Annotated in this window: 14 protein-coding genes; 11 read left to right on the forward strand and 3 right to left on the reverse strand. The window is 57.0% G+C overall.

The annotated features are described in order from the left end of the window. The first annotated feature begins 232 nt into the window (after positions 1 to 232). The 6 genes from LVY71_RS02740 (at position 233) to LVY71_RS23015 (ending at position 7335) form a co-directional block, all read left to right on the forward strand. Positions 233 to 1930 (forward strand): 2Fe-2S iron-sulfur cluster-binding protein, encoded by a 1698-nt coding sequence (locus tag LVY71_RS02740; RefSeq protein WP_502797569.1) that lies wholly within the window; start codon positions 233 to 235, stop codon positions 1928 to 1930. A 1-nt stretch (position 1931) separates the two neighbouring features. Beyond that, positions 1932 to 2633, forward strand: a complete 702-nt coding sequence (locus LVY71_RS02745; RefSeq protein WP_235097962.1) for an iron reductase — start codon at positions 1932 to 1934, stop codon at positions 2631 to 2633. Continuing rightward, a complete protein-coding gene (locus tag LVY71_RS02750; protein WP_235097964.1) occupies positions 2630 to 3406 on the forward strand; it encodes a cytochrome c3 family protein in 777 nt (258 codons plus the stop codon). Before LVY71_RS02745 ends, LVY71_RS02750 begins: the two co-directional genes overlap by 4 nt. A 551-nt stretch (positions 3407 to 3957) precedes the next feature. Then, positions 3958 to 5958, forward strand: a complete 2001-nt coding sequence (locus LVY71_RS02755; RefSeq protein ID WP_235097967.1) for a copper resistance system multicopper oxidase — start codon at positions 3958 to 3960, stop codon at positions 5956 to 5958. Between the two features lie 9 nt (positions 5959 to 5967). Continuing rightward, positions 5968 to 6747 carry a copper resistance protein B gene (locus tag LVY71_RS02760; protein WP_235097968.1) on the forward strand — a complete coding sequence of 260 codons (780 nt, stop codon included), beginning with the start codon at positions 5968 to 5970 and terminating at the stop codon, positions 6745 to 6747. A 255-nt stretch (positions 6748 to 7002) separates the two neighbouring features. Then, entirely contained in the window at positions 7003 to 7335 is a 333-nt protein-coding gene (locus tag LVY71_RS23015) for a four-helix bundle copper-binding protein (RefSeq protein ID WP_492235681.1), read from the forward strand. An 83-nt stretch (positions 7336 to 7418) separates the two neighbouring features. Here the strand turns inward: LVY71_RS23015 and LVY71_RS02765 are convergent, their stop codons facing one another. Next, entirely contained in the window at positions 7419 to 8750 is a 1332-nt protein-coding gene (locus LVY71_RS02765; RefSeq protein WP_235097970.1) for a type II restriction enzyme NmeDI-related protein, read from the reverse strand. A gap of 250 nt (positions 8751 to 9000) precedes the next feature. After that, positions 9001 to 10560, reverse strand: coding sequence for an oleate hydratase (locus LVY71_RS02770; RefSeq protein WP_235099995.1), 1560 nt, complete (start codon positions 10558 to 10560; stop codon positions 9001 to 9003). Between the two features lie 843 nt (positions 10561 to 11403). Here LVY71_RS02770 and LVY71_RS02775 point away from each other — a divergent pair. Both LVY71_RS02775 and LVY71_RS02780 read left to right on the forward strand, forming a co-directional pair. Further along, positions 11404 to 12591 carry an MFS transporter gene (locus LVY71_RS02775; RefSeq protein WP_235097972.1) on the forward strand — a complete coding sequence of 396 codons (1188 nt, stop codon included), beginning with the start codon at positions 11404 to 11406 and terminating at the stop codon, positions 12589 to 12591. A gap of 250 nt (positions 12592 to 12841) precedes the next feature. Further along, entirely contained in the window at positions 12842 to 13033 is a 192-nt protein-coding gene (locus LVY71_RS02780; RefSeq protein WP_283842498.1) for a DUF411 domain-containing protein, read from the forward strand. A 127-nt stretch (positions 13034 to 13160) separates the two neighbouring features. On the opposite strand, the gene LVY71_RS02785 is transcribed toward LVY71_RS02780, so the two are convergent. Further along, the gene (locus LVY71_RS02785) at positions 13161 to 13463 is read right to left on the reverse strand and encodes a hypothetical protein (protein ID WP_235097974.1); all 303 of its coding nucleotides are present in this window, start codon (positions 13461 to 13463) and stop codon (positions 13161 to 13163) included. A gap of 172 nt (positions 13464 to 13635) precedes the next feature. Between LVY71_RS02785 and LVY71_RS02790 the strand changes: the two genes are divergently transcribed. From LVY71_RS02790 to LVY71_RS02800, 3 genes are read left to right on the forward strand one after another with little or no spacing between them, the layout of a single operon-like run. Continuing rightward, a complete protein-coding gene (locus LVY71_RS02790; RefSeq protein WP_235097976.1) occupies positions 13636 to 14046 on the forward strand; it encodes a FixH family protein in 411 nt (136 codons plus the stop codon). Further along, positions 14043 to 15443 carry an efflux RND transporter periplasmic adaptor subunit gene (locus LVY71_RS02795; protein ID WP_235097978.1) on the forward strand — a complete coding sequence of 467 codons (1401 nt, stop codon included), beginning with the start codon at positions 14043 to 14045 and terminating at the stop codon, positions 15441 to 15443. Before LVY71_RS02790 ends, LVY71_RS02795 begins: the two co-directional genes overlap by 4 nt. Beyond that, entirely contained in the window at positions 15440 to 18631 is a 3192-nt protein-coding gene (locus LVY71_RS02800) for an efflux RND transporter permease subunit (protein WP_235097980.1), read from the forward strand. The genes LVY71_RS02795 and LVY71_RS02800 overlap by 4 nt, the downstream gene beginning before the upstream one ends. The last annotated feature ends 142 nt before the right edge of the window (positions 18632 to 18773 follow it).

Raw genomic sequence — 18773 nt, forward strand, 5'->3', positions numbered from 1 at the left:
GGCGCAAGATGGTCACTCCGAGCATCATCCCAATGCTGGCGCGAGTCCGATCTCCCCCAATATAGAGCCGCCAACAAATCAAAAGGACGCACCCGCAAACACGCCGAGCGCTGCGCCGGCCGCAGGGGGAATGAGTTCGGGCGGGGGCGGCGCCATGAGCGGAATGATGGCGGGCGGCTGTATGGGCGGCGGCTGCATGGGCGGGGGGCGTAAGGAGTTTTACCCATCCCTGATGGCTCTCCCGTCGCTGACCGACGAGCAGCGTCAAAGCATCGAGGCGCAGGCACGTGGTTGGATCAGTTCAGGTACGGATGAGATCGCGCGTGCGCAGGACGAACTGCGTCACGCTAATGCGGCTGGCGACACGGCTGGCGGCGAGCAAGCCGCATCACGTCTCCGGGACGCATTGAATCAGGTCAAGAGTGGAACGACGACGCTGCGATCACTCGCTGAAGGGGCGCCGCCTCAGCAAATCGCATTGGATTGGTTCAAAAGTCAGATGAGCCTCGTATCTGATCGGCACGATCAAGAAGTGGTCGGGCCGCTCGGTCTCTCCTGGTTTCATTTGATCACAATGGCATTGGTGGCAACCTTCGCGGTTGCCATGGTTGCTGTTTATCTGATGCGCATGCGCCGCGCGAATGCGCTCGTGGATCGTCTGGTCGGTGGCACGCCTGCCGCAGCGCTTGGCCCGGCGGCGGTCACCCCGTCGGCACGGTCATCCCCTGGCGGGACACTTGGTGTTGCAGATCCGATGGTTTCACCCGCGCCGGTGACCGGGCTGCCACCCTCTGTCGTAGCGATTGGTCCGGCTGGTCAAGCTGGCCGTACGGGTCCGGGGCTCTGGAAAGGGAAATTGCGCGTTGTTGCTATCTTCGATGAAACTCCCAACGTCAAGACGTTCAGGCTGAGGGATCCAGGCGGTGGGCCGATTCCCTTCAGTTTCGAACCAGGCCAATTTCTCACCTACTCCGCCGAGATCGACGGCAAGGTGGTGAAACGGTCCTATACGATTGCATCATCGGCCGCGCAGACCGCTTATGTCGAGACCACCATCAAGCGTGAGGACAAAGGGATTTTCTCGGACTACATGCACCAGAAGATCTCCGAGGGCGACTTGGTGGACGTAATGGGACCCTCCGGCGCATTCACGTTTACAGGTAAAGAATCCGAGGGCGTGGTGCTCATCGGCGGGGGTGTCGGTATCACCCCCCTCATGGCGGCCATTCGCTATCTCGACGATACGGCGTGGCCTGGAGAGATCTTCCTCATCTACGGCGCTCAGACGACCGAGCACTTCATCTTTCGCAGCGAGCTGGAATTTCGCCAGCGCCGCATGCGTCATCTGCATGTGGCGGCCACAATGGCGCGGGCCGCTGGTACGTCTTGGATGGGGGCCGAAGGACAGATTAGTCGGGAGTTTCTTACACAGTCCGTTCCCGACTTGGTGAAGCGTCGCATCCATCTGTGCGGCCCGCCGGGTATGATGCAGGCGATGAAGAAGCTCCTTGCCGAGATTGGAGTTCCGGCAGAACAGATCAAGACAGAGGCGTTCGGACCGGCCCTCGGAGCGGTGCCACCACCCGGTTTCACCGTGGTAAGCGAGGTCAGATCCACCGGCGCTGCAATCGCTCCGTCTGAGGCGAATGTACCGGCTATTGGTCCAGCAACGGCCTCGATACGCTTCTCAAAATCGAACAAGGTGGCGCCCCTCCCACCCGACAAGAGCGTACTCGAGGTTGCGGAATCCGTTGGTGTGCCGATCGACTATTCCTGCCGCGCCGGCATTTGCGGGGTATGCAAGACCCAGCTTCTTGAAGGCAAGGTAACGATGGAGGTTGAAGAGGCCTTGACGACCGATGACAAGGCTCGTGGCCTCATCTTGGCGTGCCAAGCGAAGTCGATCGATAACCTAGTCGTCGAGGCCTGACATGAGCGGGGCAGAGCGCGCTATCGTTGGGCTCGTGCTCACCATGTTGCTCTTTTTGGTTCCTGCGTTCGTCCTTCATACATCGCAACGATTTGCCGGAAGCCTGGCGGGATTTGCGCTTGGTACCATCGCCGCAACCTTGATGGTCTCCCTACTCATTTATCCGCTTGCCAAGCGCAGTCTCGGGCTGAGGTCACTGATCACCCGGCTGATATCGATGCGCGCTCTTCTCGCATTTCACGTCTATGCGGGCGTGTTCGGAGCTTTTCTTGCTATCTTGCACACTGGCCACAAGTACCAGAGTGCGCTTGGTGTCGCACTGGTGATCAGTATGCTGGTGGTGGTGGTAACAGGGCTCGTGGGCAGATACCACCTGCCTGAGACCGCAGCGGAGCTGCGCGAGGAGCAAGCGCGGTTGGCAACGCTAAGGTCCGCATACGACCGCACGGCAGCCGCTTTGGCAAACCGTAGCGCGGCGGGAAACGGCCCGCTCCCTAGCGCATCGACCTTGCTTGAAGTGCCGATTCTGCAACTCGTCGATGGCATAGCCGATCTGGAATATGCTATCGGATCGCGCGAAGGGGTGAAGCGCATCTTTACGCCGTGGATCGTCGCGCATGTTGTGGCGGCGATCGTGATGTATTTCCTATTGTCGCTTCACGTGGCGGGCGAGATCTATTATGGATTGCGGTGGCTATCGTGAAGAAGCTTGGCGCATTCTATACAGCGCTGATCACGCTGGCGCTGGTAAGTAGCGTAGCGGCTATTGGAACTCTCTACAAAAAGGGATCGATATCGTTTCCAGGCTGGCAGGCCTCGTTCCAGCCTGGGCCGCTTTCCGCAAAGCACTCGTTTCTTGCTGAGAAATGCGAATCCTGTCACACGCCGACCCGCGGTGTTGAGGCAACTGCCTGTATCAACTGTCATACCACGGCTGCTACCGACCTGGCCAAGCAGTCGACCGCATTTCACGCAAACGCCCAGAACTGCACTGGTTGCCATGTAGAGCACACCGGTGCAGCGCGGCCGATAAAAATGGCTCACACCTCTCTCGTTCGGATCGGTTCACATGCTGCCTATGGCGACACAGGACATCCGAACGTTCCGCGCCAGATGGTGGACGATTTGAAAGAGCTCTTGGGGCTACCCGCCTCGGAGCCGGTTGAGAAGTCGCAACTCGACTGCGCAGGCTGCCACAGCAACCGTGATCCGCATCGGGAGCTGTTTGGGCGGGACTGCGCGAACTGTCATGCGACCGCGACTTGGCGGATTTCCCCATTCTTGCACCCATCGCCGACTTCGAAAGACTGCGCGCAGTGCCATCAAGCACCGCCGAGTCACTACATGATGCATTTCCAGATGATGGACCGGGGTATTACCGGTCGGGAGCATGCTCAAGTAAACCAGTGTTTCGAATGCCATCGTACAGACTCGTTCAACAATATCAAAGGCGTCGGCTGGTTTAAACACCACTGAGAAAACATGCCTTATGGCGAGCATGGTCAGATTTGGTCCGACACCATTTGATTTTGGCTTCGCCGATCTCGTCTAATGAACGAACGCCCTCCGATACGTGAAAGCCTGCATTCTAGGAAACAAAACGTGTGAGCGTAGCTCGATTCCTTAGTTGGGTTGGACCGGGACTAATGGTTCAATCTAGCCTACAGTCTCGAACCCAATGTATGCGGAATTGTTTCAACCGTGACGCCGAGGTGATCTGCGATATCCTGGGTGGCGGTCGGTCGATGTCGCCGGTGGCACTAAGCAGTTCTCATAACAGCTTGCCATCACAGCGCGGAGAACGGCACGCAGTGATCGAGAGCACCAAAAGAAATTCCTGCACAAGGGTACAACCGCGCTGCTTACTGTTGCGCGAAAACATCAAGCTTGCGAGATCGCAGCAATCTTTAACGTAGATCAGTTTTTTAAATCAACGGAAGCCTAACTTGCCAGTCGCTTGTACGCGACGCTGACTCTGGTCAGGCACCATGGTTGCCTCGATTAGATGCGTCCAAAATGGTGTTGGCATGCACAAGATATGGAGCGCTGCTTGGTGTGCAGTGATTGCCTGTATCCCCGCAAGCAGCGGATCGGCGGTCGCCGAAACACATGACATCGTGATCGAGCGTCATGTTGTAAATGTAACGGGACGCGAGCGCGTTGGCATGCTCATCAATGGCCAACTTCCAGGACCAATTTTAAGGCTCAGGGAAGGGGAAGACGCTGAGATCAATGTCACCAACAAACTTGATGAGAATGCGTCGATCCATTGGCACGGTTTGATCGTGCCACCCGAAATGGACGGTGTGCCGGGAATTTCACCGGGATACGGGGATGGTATCAAGCCAGGTGAGATCTTTACTTATCGGTTTAAGGTTCGGCAGGCCGGTACCTATTGGTTTCATAGTCACTCCTCGGGCGAGCAAGAGCAACTCGGGATGTACGCCCCTCTCATTGTTGAGCCGCGCGAGCGTGAGCCATTTAGTTATGACCGCGACTATGTGATCATGCTCTCAGACTGGACGGATGAGGATCCGAAACGCATTATCAGGAATCTCAAACAGGATAGTAGCTGGTATAATTTTAACCGCCGTACCCTGGTCGGGTTGATACAGGAGCTCAGCCAAGCCCCCGATGAGGAAGCGCGCCGAGCGATCATTAATGATCGCGCGACGTGGGGACTTATGCGGATGGACCCGACTGATATCGCGGATGTGTCGGGCTACACGTTCTTGGTGAATGGTCAATCGCCGGAGCGGAATTACACTGCCTTGGCCCGTCCGGGCGAGCGGGTACGTTTGCGTTTTATCAATGCGGCGACGTCGACGTACTTCGATGTTCGCATTCCAGGGCTCAAGATGACGGTCGTGCAGGCCGACGGCAACAACGTGTCACCGGTGCAGGTCGATGAATTCCGTATCGCAGTCGCAGAGACTTTCGATGTCATTGTGCAACCAAAGGAAGATCGCGCCTATACAATTGTAGCGGAGTCGATGGACCGGACCGGCTTTGCTCGCGCGACCCTGGCGCCGCGACTGGGGATGATTGGACAATTACCGGTTCATCGCGCTCGACGGCTCGTGTCCATGTCCGAAATGGCGATGAATCCTGGGCCGACGGGAATTGATCGTGGCACGGTTCATCCGGAACAGGACATGCTGGGTCATGTAGCACCGCAGATTCCCATGGAAATGGAGAACGGCACTGGCGGCATGCCAAGGATGGGTGATGCGCCTATGACGGGAAAAAGCGTCATGCCCATGAAGCGCGGCAGCGTAGGGCAGGAGGAGAAGCGAAAGACGAAAAGGCCTTCTTCTAGTCCAAGCATGCCGGGAATGAAGCATGAGAGAATGCCGGGGATGAGTGGGGCACCGGCCGACGAAAGGGCGGCCTTTGCGCAGATGCAAAGCGGAGGTCACGGCAGCATGCCGAGCATGGCTGATCAATCGAAAGGCAAGCCCGGCAACTCCACTCCTTCAGCAGTTCCGATAACGCCGGCGCCTGAGCAAGGGGGAGAGGATATGCCAAGCGTTGGTGAGATGGGTCAGCAGGCGATGCCCGATCCGATCACTCACGACACCGGAGCGCCCCCCGGCACAAGAGTTCTTTCCTACCGCGACCTGAAGCCGCTCAAACCTTATCCCTACAGGCGCTTTGACCGGATCATCGAAATCCGGCTGACCGGGAACATGCAGCGATATTTCTGGTCGATCAACGGGCGCAAATTCAGCGAAGCTGAACCTATTACCTTGCGTTTCGGCGAGCGCGCTCGATTCCGTTTCATCAATGAGACCATGATGAATCATCCAATGCATATCCATGGTACGTGGATGCTTCCGGAAGTTGGAAACGGGGCACGCAATCCCATGAAACATACGGTCAACATCAAGCCCGGTACCACGCTGGATGTCGACATACCGGCAGATGCGGAAGGACCATGGGCCTTTCACTGCCATCTGCTCTACCACATGGAGACAGGCATGATGCGCCAGGTCAACGTGGTGCGCCGGACTGCGTCGACCCATTAGGAGGCGGCCATGAATCGGGTCCTGCTGTTCAGCCTCTGTCTCGCCGCCTCTTTCGCACGGGCGGGTCTCGCCACCGCTCAGACGGTTTCGAGCCCATCCCAGGACATTCCATATTCCGGGCTTCGCAGTTTGCCCGGGTCGAACTTTCCAGACCAGGCGCTGTTCAGCGGTGTCCGTTTCGACAAATTGGAATGGGCGGGTTTGGGCGCCGGTAACTCTGCCCGCTGGGATATGGAAGCCTTTGTCGGCAATGACTACGATAAGTTCTTCTTTAAATCAGAAGGTGCTTATGATGGCAGAAAGCAGAAGTTTGAGGAGGCTCGATTTCAGGCGCTCTACTCGCGCATGATCAGTTACTTCTTTGATCTACAGGTTGGCGTTCGTCATGATGTCTCGCCGAACCCGTCGCGTACTTATGCGGTAATTGGCATTGAGGGCTTGGCGCCGGGCGTGTTCGAAATCGATGCGGACGCGTATGTTAGCCAAAAGGGCGAGCTATCTGCATCATTCACTGGGTTTTATGATCTTTTGATAACGAACCGACTTATCCTACAGCCGCGTATCGACGTAAGATGGCAGCTACAGTCGGTTCCAGAGTTGGAGCTCGGCAGCGGTATTACCGATTTCGAACTCGGCGCTCGGCTCCGATACGACATTACACGCAATGTCTCGCCGTATATCGGCGTGAGTTGGGATCGTAAGCTAAGCGAGACGGCGGCTATTGCGGAGCGCAACCTGAAGGCAGTCTCAAGCGTGAATTTCGTAGGCGGAGTACGCCTTCTCTGGTGAGAAATTCCAAGTGGATTGAGTTTAAACGTTCTTCTAGAGGCACCTTGAACATTAAGCGTTCGCGGGATTTGCTGGCTGATTAGGTTCAAAATCTCGACGCCGTATCAAGCAGTTCGAACGAAGGTAGATAACATGATGGACCGTCGTCAGCTTCTCGGATCGTCTGCGGTTCTTGCCGCAGTCAGTCTCGCCGTGGGGCCCGTTTCGGCTCACGGACCAGATCATTCTGCGATGCCTGGAATGACTCCAGGTGCCATGACGCGGGAGAGCTGCATAGAAGAGTGCCTAAGATCCCATCGTATGTGCCTCGAGACTGCAAGGTACTGTACCGAAAAGGGAGAAGGTCATGTTGCCGCAGCACATATGGCTCTCCTGCTCGATTGTGCGGAGATGTGTCAAACCACAGCTAATTCCTTGCTTCGCTTTTCTCCGCAACACGGTGTCATATGCGGAGCATGTGCTCAGCTATGTGAGGCTTGCGCTAAGGATTGCGAATTGTTTGCTGGTGACGACCGGATGGCGCGCTGTGCTGCGACGTGTCGCGAGTGCGCCCAGCATTGTCGTGGAATGATCAACGTGAAGCTGTGAGTTGATAGTCTTTGCGAAAAGGCGTCGGGCTGCAGTGATCGCCTAACTGCCGATATTCATCGTGGCGAGCGGGGCTGTGGCCTTCAAGTCGGCACTTCGGACGACCCACATCCATGCATTCCGGCGCTTGGAATTTTGGTGGATGACGAAACGGAAGTGATCGGTCTGCTGATGGCAAGCAAGCCCTTTAGGCCTTCGCCGAAGCGGGCAATCGATTCCCGATGATTTCGAAGTTCGCTGTAAGGAAGATACCGTAAATTTAATTCAGACACGCGGGAGAACGCAGGTCGGCCAAATTGCGTCCGGACCTCGCCTTGCCGATTATCAGGGGCGACGAGAAAGAGGTGATGCGCGGCGCCGCCTTCTATGCCGAGCGCGAGGTCCAGCATTCTCAAGATGCCGGAGTAGATGCTGGTCGTATGCTCGACCTCAAAGGCCGCTGCGACATGTCCCTGGGTATCGATCCAAAGAACGTCGATCAGTTTGATGGTATCGCCTTGCATTGCATATGCAATATTGTCGGGCAACTGCACAAGGCAGCCGTCGCTAAGCCGGCCGTTACGGTAGGATCGGGAGGAATCATTCGAGGCGATCCATACGCTATAGCCCAGTGCCATTCCAAGATCCCGGAGCCATCCCTGGATTTCGGTGTGAGTGTGGTCGGCGTCGTGAGCGATAGTTGTCGTTGCCGCGGCGGATTCGGCGCGGACCTGCTCGAGAATTGCTTTCCATGCATCGAGCGAGCCGTTCATCGCCTGCGGCGGTAGCGGATAGCGTTCCGTACCTAAATCGAACAGGAACGCAGCGGCCGCTCCTAAATCATTTGACAGCAGGCTCCGATGTTGGGAGTTCAGCGTCAGGATCCCTTTTCGCATCCCCAGATATTGATCCCACCGGCCAAGTTTGACGCCGGCATTTGTCAGCGCGTTGTAGCCTCTAACGATAGCTGTGTTGAACGGGGGCATGATCGTCGGATGCAAAAAATACAGCAGGTTAGCAGCAGCCGGCCCGAGGCCTTTGATTGCCACCTGCTCTAAAGTCCGGATTGCGTCGAGTACGTGCTCCTCGGTATCGCAGCAAAGGCAGGTGTCGAGGAAACGACCGAAGGCAATCTGGTTTGGACGGCTCTCATAGATGTCTGGAATACGTAGTTTTGGCTTCCACATAAACGCGTGATTGGCACCTTTGAAGACTTGCCGCTGCTCGGCGATCGAGTCGAGCACCGTCTCCAGGGAGGATCCCCTATAGGCGTTACCGAAGGTGTCGGCCTTGATTTCCGTGATGACCTCCTGAAGCCCGCGCCGGATGGACCGGAAATTCTTGATCCTTTCTTCCCACAGGAACCAGTTCCGGTAGGTCCCACCCTCGTCGTCCCTCCAGTGCCGTATGAGGTCTCCGATCCAGATCTCATCCACCTACTAAAGCCCTTTCTGTTCACAACCCGCTGACCGATGCAGTTGTTCGCCGAATCCTTCAGCCAATTACACGAAATATAGCTGGAGGTTGTGATCCGCGAAACGGCCATATCTCGGAAGATCATCCAAGGACCACGAAATAAGCATCAAAAGCCAATTCTTTCCTCGGAGGCCTTATCCGATAGCGGTGGATCTAGACCACACCCGGCCGCCTACCCGAGTGATTCAATTCGTGCGTGATCAGCATTTCTCAGGCGAAGGCTTTTTCTAGCGTGTCAATGAGAACACTAATCGACTTATCGTGTCGGGTGATGGGAGGGACGGGGCGCCTAATTTTCAGAAGCTCGTAAACTGCGGTCTGTGCTGCCCGGACTGAGTATTCAACAGTAAACACAACGTCATCCGGAATCTCAACAAACTGGCTAATAAAGGCAAGATTCTTGGAGTTCGAGGGGACCGGGAGTGGCCGATCAGAGCTGCTCCGTGGCATAAACATGCTTGTGATATATGGCATCCGGCAGGGAATGCAGGTGGACTTTTCGAATACCGTCCTGCTGAAGTTTAGGTGGCCACACAACTCGTGAAGAATCTCGGCGCCACCGCATTCCGACATAGGCTTGGCAACGAAATCACCGACCCGGTCAGGATGCAGCGCATAGCCCCAAAACACCTGAACATCTTGTGGCTGTCCGATGAAGTGCGGCTGATGATAGAGAACTATCGACATCAGCCAGTTCGAATCCTTGAAGGTGACGAGTCCGCCCGTTCCTGCGGGGTTGCCAGAAAATGCTTCCATCTGGTCGAAGAATGTTCGATCACGACATGTGACCGTGAAAGATGCCCAATAGGACTCTGGAATTGAGGTGTTAAATGCGGCGGGATTGCCGAACTCCGGTCGCCTCGCAGCGATCTTCTCCCACAACTCCCATCCGCGGCTATCGGCCTTGGTCAGTTGTCCCGGAGGCCTTGTCATTGAACCGAGACTCGATGCATCTGTCATCGAACCATTCTGGAAGAATGCAAGGTCATCGTCATCGAGAAAAACGATTGTGTCGTTTCCATTCTGATCCAGAACGAGGTGCTTTACAGAGATTTTGTCGCCATCTTCTTCAAGTCTCATATCGGTCACCCGCGTGTTCCGAACGAACTGGACGTCCTGCTTTTCCAACCAAGTCATTAAGGGACGGACGATTGCATCGTATTGATTGTAAACAGTTCGCTTCACGCCGCCGAGCGTTTCGATACGTGGAAACTCGTTCATGAAGCGATGAAGATAGCGCTTCAGTTCGACGGCACTGTGCCAAGGCTGAAAAGCGAAGGTCGTTTGCCACATATACCAGAAGTTCGTTTGAAAGAATGATGGAGACAGCCAGTCTGTGATTCGGCTCTTGCCGAGTTTTTCCTCCGAAGCTTCAGACAGTCTAACTAATTCCATCCGGTCGCGCATTGTGAACCCCATCGTCGACACATCCACTTTGAAGCGGTTACGATCGACGAGGCGAGCCCGTGAATGTGATTTATGCTGGAGATTGAATGCCACGGTTTCATCGCGGACTGATTGGCTTGGATGCTCTAGGGAGAGAATGCTCGATAGAAGGTCCCACGTGCATTCATAGTGATCTGTTGTTAGCATGCGGCCACCGCGAAGCGAATATGAACCGTCGGCAAGTTGAGTGCCGTCCAAACTCCCGCCAAGCGTCGGCAACTCTTCGTAAATTATGATATTCCGCCCGTCGACCCCGCCGTCGCGGATTAAGAAGGCCGCTCCCGCGAGCGATCCGACGCCACTGCCGATGAAATATGCTTTCATAAAAGCCCCATCTTTGCCGAATTTTATATTGAAGTTTCGCTCTGATAAATCACGCGGACTCTCGGAAGATTGAGCTAGATCATAATTGTGACGGTTGATGCGCGAGCAATTGTTCGGCATCGATCTCGCGAGTAGAAATCTCTGACCGCCCACGCGCTCACTATGCGACAGTGTCAGGGTAGCATGGATTAAGTTCCGCCCCCAGCAGACGCTAGGCAGACGAAGCTTGCTCTCCGCTACACGGATCCGAACTATTTGATGTGTTTAGTGCTGAGCATGGCGATTTAGATCCTTTCGGAAAAGAAAACCGATAATTTGGGATTGGCGTATATCCGTCGATTGCCAACGCCAATGCTTTGTCGTTGATCGAGGCGAAGCGTCGTTACGAATAGATCGTTGGCGAATATGGAAATTGAACCCGCACCGACGGTCCCTCTCGATTTAACTCAACACCGCACTTGGTTCGAGAACTTATCCGCGAGAAATTCCTTGTTCACAAACCGCCGGCGAAGATGATCGTAAGGGCCGGCATTGCTACGGTGTTCAGTTGTAGCTCCAACCAGCCGCCGGTAGCATCCAAATAAAATTCGTTTCTTTTGGGCCGGGTCGGTTGGTGGTGGGACTTGGCGCAAATTATCAGGGGCAAAAATTTCTAGGATCACTAGTCTGTTTCTGCTGGCGATGCCCACAGCAATGCGCAGACATAAAGCGCTTAGAGGGTGCGCGGGAAGTCGTTTGGAATCACTGCGCTTAGAGGGCGGCACTGTCCAGTAAGGGGGCTATCGAGTGTTCGAAGAAACATGCTCTCGGCCGCTTCCAGTACGCGCGCGGTTTGCAATATTGATGGGCGTATTTGCCATCGCCGTCGGCTACGGCATTATTCTGCCGATGCTTCCGTTTTTGATTGAACGACTTGCCCGCACTACGGACGCTACGACGCTATCGGGGCATACCGGCCTTCTGAGTGGAATTTATGCTATCGCCCTCTTTTTGTTTGCGCCGCTCTGGGGGAAAATTTCCGACCAGCACGGGCGGAGACCTGTCATTCTCTTAGGATTGATTGGTTTTGCCGGATCGTTGGGGCTGTTCGTGTTGGTGCAAAACCTGCCGGCCCTTTATTTTGGCCGTTTTCTCGCGGGTCTATTCGCGGCAGCAGTCACGCCGGCGGCATACGCCCTGATTTGCGACCATGCTCCTTCAGAGGAATGGCGCGCTCACCGTTTTGCTCTAATAAATATCGCCGGCGGTGCCGGCTCTTTCGTTGGACCGATGATCGGCGGCATGGTTCTGGGTGCTACTACTGGCCTCCTCACCGAAAGGGCGGAGGAAACATTCGTTGCCGGTCTTCTTGCTGCTGTGGTTCTAACTCTCCTAGGAGCATCAGCGGTGTGGAGCCTCGTTCCCGATGCGATAGAGCAGAACGATGTTAGGGCCAAGAAAGCCGAAAGAGGAGGTGAATGGTCGCTTGTTCTACGTCTATGGTTCATCGTGTTCGTTACTGCGGCGGCGGTCGGGGCCTTCGAAGTAGGATTATCCCTACGAGGCAAACAAACTCTCGGCATGGATAAGTTCCAAGTCGGCATGATGTTCACTGAATGCGGCTTGGTGATGTTCGTTGTCCAAGGGATGGTGCTTCCGCCCCTCGTCAAGCCTCAAATCACGCGTTGGCTCTTGGCGCCGGCCCTCCTAATGTTGGCGGTAGGACTCGTCCTTGTTCCGTTGGCAAGCAGTCATATCGCCGTGATTATAGATATTGCCCTTGTCGCGGCTGGTGCCGGTGCCATTTTTCCGATCGTGACATATTGGGTGTCGTTTCATGCCGGTCAGACGCGGGGTGCTAACTTGGGTCGTGTAACCGGGGCAGCGAGTCTTGGGCAGGCGCTCGGCTCGACGACAAGCGGCCTGCTGTTCGATGTTTCGATCCTACCGAATGCCGCTTTTGCCGTCGCCATTGTAATCGTTATAGCGGGTATCGCAGCAACTCTGGGTCTTCCCCGCATGCTTGCAGGTCTAATGGGCCGCGCCAATTGAATAGATCAAGCGAGATAAGGTTCAGTAATCTTCGAGCCACATTTTTGAAGCTGCAGTGCACCTAAATGCAAGATAATGACATCTTGCTCCGCAAGGTTGGTCGGGTTGGGTTTGTCATCTCAAGAAAGCTCGCTTCGCTGTTAAAATTAATGAAACGATAAATCTTCACGACGTTCGGAGGCGTCTCGGCATCGCCCCGATTTGACCGCTTGTCATACTGCTGAGATAAGCGGATACATCCTTGAGGGTCATGTCCGCTGTAGCCGCTATACGAGAACTATTAGAAAGGCGGCCCAATGTTCTCGGGTTGTCGGTTCCTGGAATGCCCGCCGACTCATTCGGAATGGAGAGCAGTGCATCCGAAAGCTATCAGGCCATTCTCTCTGGGGGCCTCTGGTCGTCAAACATTTTCGCGTTTTATAGAAGGAATATGGCTGGTTGAGGCGGCTCTCTTAATTATATTGCAGGTAACCGTCACGTGATTGTTCCAGATCAATTGTGTTTGCGGATTTGTAATGTGATCTGTCTTCCCAAGTCCGCGATCTTATGTGAAATTGGGCCATGGATTTTTATCGATTCATCAGCCGTTTGCTCGTGATCTTTGCGATCGTTGGGCTCGTTGTTGTGCCACTGTCGCGCCCCGTGATGGCGCAGGCATCTTCCGATGCTTCGACGCACGCGATGATGGATGGCATGTCTGCCCCGGCCACGACGGACGAGATGGCGAACGACATGCCGTGCTGTCCGTCGAAGGCTCCGGCACCGATTACTTGCGACAAATGCATCTTCATGGCGGCCTGCAACGCCCAGTGCTTCACTGGCCTGTCGGCGGCTATTGTCCAGCCGTCTTTCACCGCCGCCGGAACCGTCATGTCCCTGCGGAATGAGTCCTGGCCCGATAGCCTGGGTCATCCACCTCCCGACCAGCCTCCTCGAATCCTGATCTGATCGGCGCTTCGCCGCCGTGCTGCCGCGCGACTCGGTCGTGCGGATCGACGCATGCCGCTTTGCGGCAATCACGATCATTCGAGGAGGATTTTTGAAATGAAGAAGCTCAATTCACTGCGCGTCCTTCGGACGGCGCTCATCGGCATGGCCATGACTGGGTCGCTCGCCACGATCGCGCGTGCTGAAATCAAGGACTATGAATTCCAGCTTGTGGATCAGACCGTCAAGGCGGGTCCGGACAAAACCGTCACGGTGAGGCTGGTCAACAAGACCACCGGCAAACCGGTGCCGGACGCCATCATCATCGCGACCCGTCTCGACATGGCGCCGGATGGCATGAAGGAGATGGCGACGAAAGTCGTGCCGGTGCCGGGCGGTGAGCCGGGGATGTACAGGTTCAAGGCGACTTTCGGGATGGAAGGCCGTTGGCAACTCTCGCTCGGAGCCAAGGTGCAGGGCGAGGCCGGGACCGTCGAAAACAAGCTCGTCATCACGGCACAGAAATGAGAACCGTCAGTGCGGTTATCGCCGCCGCCGCGTTAATCGCGTCGGCGGGTGGCGGATTCATCATGGTTCGTGGGCAACATCAGGGAGGCGAAGCTCCGCGCCTCGCTCTTGTGACGCCAGCGGCCGCGCAGGCAAATGACGCGCCGATCTATTATCAGGATCCGGACGGCAAATCGTTGTACTCGCCCACGCCGAAGAAAACACCGGACGGCCGCGATTACGTAGCCGTGCGTGCCGCTGCGGAGGAGGCATCGGCTCCCGACGCGATTCCTGCTGGAACGGCGGATCGGAAGATCAAGTACTACCGCAACCCGATGGGATTGCCGGACACGTCACCGACGCCGAAAAAAGATTCGATGGGGATGGACTACATCCCCGTCTACGAAGGCGAAGACAGCGACGATGGATCGGTCAGGCTGTCCCCCGGAAAAATCCAGCGCACCGGCGTCAAGTCGGAACCCGCCGCACGCCGTGTCATTCATACGATGATCCGCGCGCCGGGCACGGTTCAGCTCGACGAGCGCCGCATTTCCGTCATTTCGATGCGGGCGGAAAGCTGGGTCCAGAAGGTCGCGGACGTCACCACCGGCGCAAGGGTCGGCAAGGGCCAGCCGCTGATGGAAATCTACAGTCCATCCGTCGCTTCTGCCGCCGCTGAATACATCGCCACCATCACGTCGAAAGGGACGAGCGGCGTGGCCGCGTTTGGCCGCGGCTCGCGGCAGCGGCTGATGAACCTCGACGTTCCCGACGCGGCAATTGCCGCGATGGAGAAGAATGGAATAGTTCCGATCAGCATCGAGTGGTCGGCGCCGCGCAACGGCATCGTGCTCGAGCGCAATGCGATCGAGGGGATGCGCGCGCAGCCCGGCGATGTCTTGTTCCGGGTTGCGGACACCTCCGTGGTCTGGGCATTGATCGATGTCGCCGAGCGCGATCTTGGTGCGCTGGCAGTCGGCCAGCTGGTCGTTGTGCGTGCTCGCAGCTTTCCGGCACGGACGTTCACCGGAACGATCAGCGTCATCTATCCGCAGGTCAATCGCGAAACGCGAACCGCGCGGGTCCGGATCGAGCTGACAAATCCGGATCTCGCGCTGCTTCCCGACATGTATGTCGATGCGGACATCGATATCGGCAGTCCGCAGCCCGTGCTCGCCGTTCCCGAGAGTGCCGTGCTCGATACCGGCAGCCGCCAGGCGGTGTTTGTCGACAAGGGGCAGGGACGTTTCGAGCCGCGCGACGTGAAACTCGGTCATCGCGGCGATGGCCATGTTGAAATCCGCGAGGGCCTCGTGGAGGGCGATCCCGTCGTCGTGTCGGCAAACTTTCTGATCGACGCGGAAAGCAATCTGAAGGCTGCGCTCAAGGGCTTCTCGGAAGCGGGAGGTCAGCCATGATCGCCCGCATCATCGACTGGTCGGCGCGCAACCTGCTGCTGGTCCTGTTCGGCGCGGGCTTTGCCGCCGCCGCCGGCATCTATGCGCTGGTCCATCTGCCGCTCGACGCGATCCCCGATCTCTCCGACACGCAGGTCATCGTCTATACCGAGTATCCCGGGCAAGCGCCGCAGGTGATCGAGGATCAGGTCACCTATCCGCTGACTACCGCGATGCTGACCGTGCCGCGATCGAAAGTCGTGCGCGGCTTCTCGTTCTTCGGGGTCTCGTTCGTCTACGTCATTTTCGAAGATGGCACCGACATTTATTGGGCGCGCTCGCGCGTGCTCGAATTCCTCAACGGAGCGGCCTCGCGGCTGCCGGCCGGTGTAACGCCGACAATCGGTCCCGACGCCACCGGCGTGGGATGGGTCTATCAGTACGCGGTGATGTCGAAGGAGTTGAATCTCGCCGAGACACGCACCATCCAGGACTGGAACCTGAAGTTCGCGCTGGCGAAGGCTGAAGGCGTCGCGGAAGTGGCCAGCGTCGGCGGCTTCGTCAAGCAATACAATGTCATCCTCGACCCGCAGCGCATGCGCGACCGCGGCATCACCATGCAGAAAATGCGCGATGCGATCCGCGCCAGCAATGCCGATGTCGGCGGCCGGACGGTGGAGTTGTCCGAGTTCGAATACCTCATTCGCGGCAAGGGCTATCTGAAAAACATCAACGACCTCGGCAACATCGTATTGAAGACCGATAACGGCACGCCGGTGCTGCTGCGCGATGTCGCCCGCGTCGAACTCGGTCCCGATGAGCGGCGCGGCATCACCGAGCTTGATGGTGAGGGAGAGGTCGCCAGCGGCATCGTGCTGCAACGGTTTGGCGTCAATGCGCTCGACGTGATCGACAACGTCAAGAAACGCTTCAAGGAGATCGCGAGCAGCCTGCCGAAATCCGTCGAGATCGTTCCGGTTTACGACCGTTCCAACCTGATCAAAGCGGCCATTGCCACCCTCAAGCATACGTTGCTGGAGGAAAGTATCGTCGTCGCTCTGGTTTGTATCGTCTTCCTGCTGCATGTCCGAAGTGCGCTGGTGGCGATCCTGATGCTGCCGGTTGGAGTACTGATGGCGTTCGGTGCGATGAAGCTGCTGGGGCTCGGCTCCAACATCATGAGTCTCGGCGGCATCGCGATTGCGATCGGCGCCATGGTCGATGCAGCGATCGTCATGATCGAGAATGCGCACAAGCATCTGGAGCGGGCCGAACCCGGACGGTCAAGAGTCGATATCCTGATCGAGGCGGCGTCGGAGGTCGGTCCCGCGCTGTTTTTCAGCCTGCTGATTATCACCGTGTCGTTCATGCCGATCTTCACGCTGGAGTCGCAGGAAGGACGTTTGTTCAGTCCGCTCGCCTTCACCAAGACATTTTCAATGGCGGCCGCGGCCTTGCTGTCGGTGACGCTTGTCCCGGCATTGATGATTATCTTTGTGCGCGGCAGAATTGTCCCCGAGCACAGGAATCCGATCAACCGCTTCCTGATCTGGATCTACCGGCCGGTGATCAAGGCTGTGATGCGCGCCAAGGTGCTGGTGATCGCGCTGTCGCTCGTTGTTCTTGCAGTGACGATCTGGCCGGCTCGTCAGCTCGGCACCGAATTCATGCCGAACCTCAACGAGGGCACGCTGCTCTTTATGCCGACGACGCTGCCGGGTATTTCGGTCACCAAGGCAGGTGAACTATTGCAGATGCAGGATAGAATTATCCGGTCGTTTCCGGAGGTGGCGTCTGTTTACGGCAAGGCCGGCCGCGCGTTAACCGCGACCGATCCGGCGCCATCAGAAATGTTCGAGACCATCGTCAACCTGAAGCCGAAGGAGGAGTGGCGGACAGGCGTCACGGTCGACAGTCTGATCGCGGAGATGGACAAGGCGCTGCAATTCCCCGGCGTCTCGAATGCATGGACCATGCCGATCAAGGCCCGCATCGACATGCTGTCGACTGGCATCCGGACCCCGATCGGGGTCAAGGTGATCGGCACCGATCTGGTCGAGATCGACAAGCTCGCCAGGCAGATTGAGCAGGTGCTCAAGGCCGTGCCTGGAACGTCGTCGGCTTATGCGGAGCGCGGGATCGGCGGATATTATCTCGACGTCACGCCCGACCGCGCGGCTCTGGCGCGCTACGGCATCATGATTCAGGACGTCCAGGACGTGATCGGGACCGCGCTGGGCGGCCAGACCGTCACGACAACGGTGGAGGGCCGGCAGCGCTTCAGCGTCAATATGCGTTATCCGCGCGACATGAGGGACAGTCCGCAAGCCATTGCGAACGATGTCTTCGTTCCGATGCCGGCTGGCGGCGCGGTGCCGCTCGGCGAAATCGCCAAAATCGAACCGGCGCGTGGGCCGACATCGATCCGCACCGAGAATGGCCAGCTGGCAACCTATATCTATGTCGATATCCGCGACCGCGACCTTGGCGGTTACGTTGCCGACGCGCGGCAGGCCGTGCAGGCCAGCATCCAGTTTCCACCGGGTTACTATGTGGTCTGGAGCGGCCAGTACGAATATCTCGAACGCGCCACCGCGCGCCTGAAGATCGTGGTGCCGGTGACGCTGCTCATTATCTTCCTGCTGCTGTATCTCAACTTCCGCTCCATCACCGAGACCATGATCGTCATGCTGTCGCTGCCGTTTGCGCTTGTCGGCGGGCTCTGGTTGATGTGGTGGCTTGGATTCAATCTGTCGGTCGCGGTCGCGGTCGGCTTCATCGCCCTTGCCGGCGTCGCAGCCGAAACCGGTGTCGTGATGTTGATCTATCTCGATCATGCACTGGCGGAGATCAAGGCAACGCGTGATGCCGAAGGCCGGGCGCTGACCCGCGGCGATCTTTATGACGCAGTCATGGAAGGTGCGGTCGAACGTGTGCGCCCGAAAATGATGACCGTGGTAGCGATCATGGCGGGATTGCTACCGATCATGTGGAGCACAGGCGCTGGCTCGGAGATCATGCAGCGCATCGCAGTGCCGATGATCGGCGGCATGATCTCATCGACACTGCTGACGCTGATCGTGATCCCGGCGATCTTCACGCTGGTCAAGGAGGTCGGTTTGGCGTCGAGCGATTCCGGTGCCCCTCAACCACCGATCCGCAATGTTGGAATGGTGAAACCGGTGCATGTGCCAGAACCAGTCGAATGAGGAGAGCCTGATAAAGGACGCGACACCTTATCAGTCGTTCTCGAACTGAAGCAACGATTGGTGATGTTGTTAACTGAGGCGAGATATCATGATGGGGCACCTTGGTTGATCCTGATCAACGCTCTTTACGCATAGGCTATTC

Source organism: Bradyrhizobium sp. G127 (assembly GCF_021502575.1).
GTDB lineage: Bacteria > Pseudomonadota > Alphaproteobacteria > Rhizobiales > Xanthobacteraceae > Afipia.

Excerpts from the sequence above, each read along its gene's own strand:
- LVY71_RS02740 (WP_502797569.1), top strand. The coding sequence starts at position 233 with ATGGCTCTCCCGTCGCTGACCGACGAGCAGCGTCAAAGCATCGAGGCG.
- LVY71_RS02745 (WP_235097962.1), top strand. The coding sequence starts at position 1,932 with ATGAGCGGGGCAGAGCGCGCTATCGTTGGGCTCGTGCTCACCATGTTG.
- LVY71_RS02755 (WP_235097967.1), top strand. The coding sequence starts at position 3,958 with ATGCACAAGATATGGAGCGCTGCTTGGTGTGCAGTGATTGCCTGTATC.
- LVY71_RS02760 (WP_235097968.1), top strand. The coding sequence starts at position 5,968 with ATGAATCGGGTCCTGCTGTTCAGCCTCTGTCTCGCCGCCTCTTTCGCA.
- LVY71_RS23015 (WP_492235681.1), top strand. The coding sequence starts at position 7,003 with ATGACGCGGGAGAGCTGCATAGAAGAGTGCCTAAGATCCCATCGTATG.
- LVY71_RS02770 (WP_235099995.1), bottom strand. The coding sequence starts at position 10,560 with ATGAAAGCATATTTCATCGGCAGTGGCGTCGGATCGCTCGCGGGAGCG.
- LVY71_RS02775 (WP_235097972.1), top strand. The coding sequence starts at position 11,404 with ATGGGCGTATTTGCCATCGCCGTCGGCTACGGCATTATTCTGCCGATG.
- LVY71_RS02780 (WP_283842498.1), top strand. The coding sequence starts at position 12,842 with ATGTCCGCTGTAGCCGCTATACGAGAACTATTAGAAAGGCGGCCCAAT.
- LVY71_RS02785 (WP_235097974.1), bottom strand. The coding sequence starts at position 13,463 with ATGACGGTTCCGGCGGCGGTGAAAGACGGCTGGACAATAGCCGCCGAC.
- LVY71_RS02790 (WP_235097976.1), top strand. The coding sequence starts at position 13,636 with ATGAAGAAGCTCAATTCACTGCGCGTCCTTCGGACGGCGCTCATCGGC.
- LVY71_RS02795 (WP_235097978.1), top strand. The coding sequence starts at position 14,043 with ATGAGAACCGTCAGTGCGGTTATCGCCGCCGCCGCGTTAATCGCGTCG.
- LVY71_RS02800 (WP_235097980.1), top strand. The coding sequence starts at position 15,440 with ATGATCGCCCGCATCATCGACTGGTCGGCGCGCAACCTGCTGCTGGTC.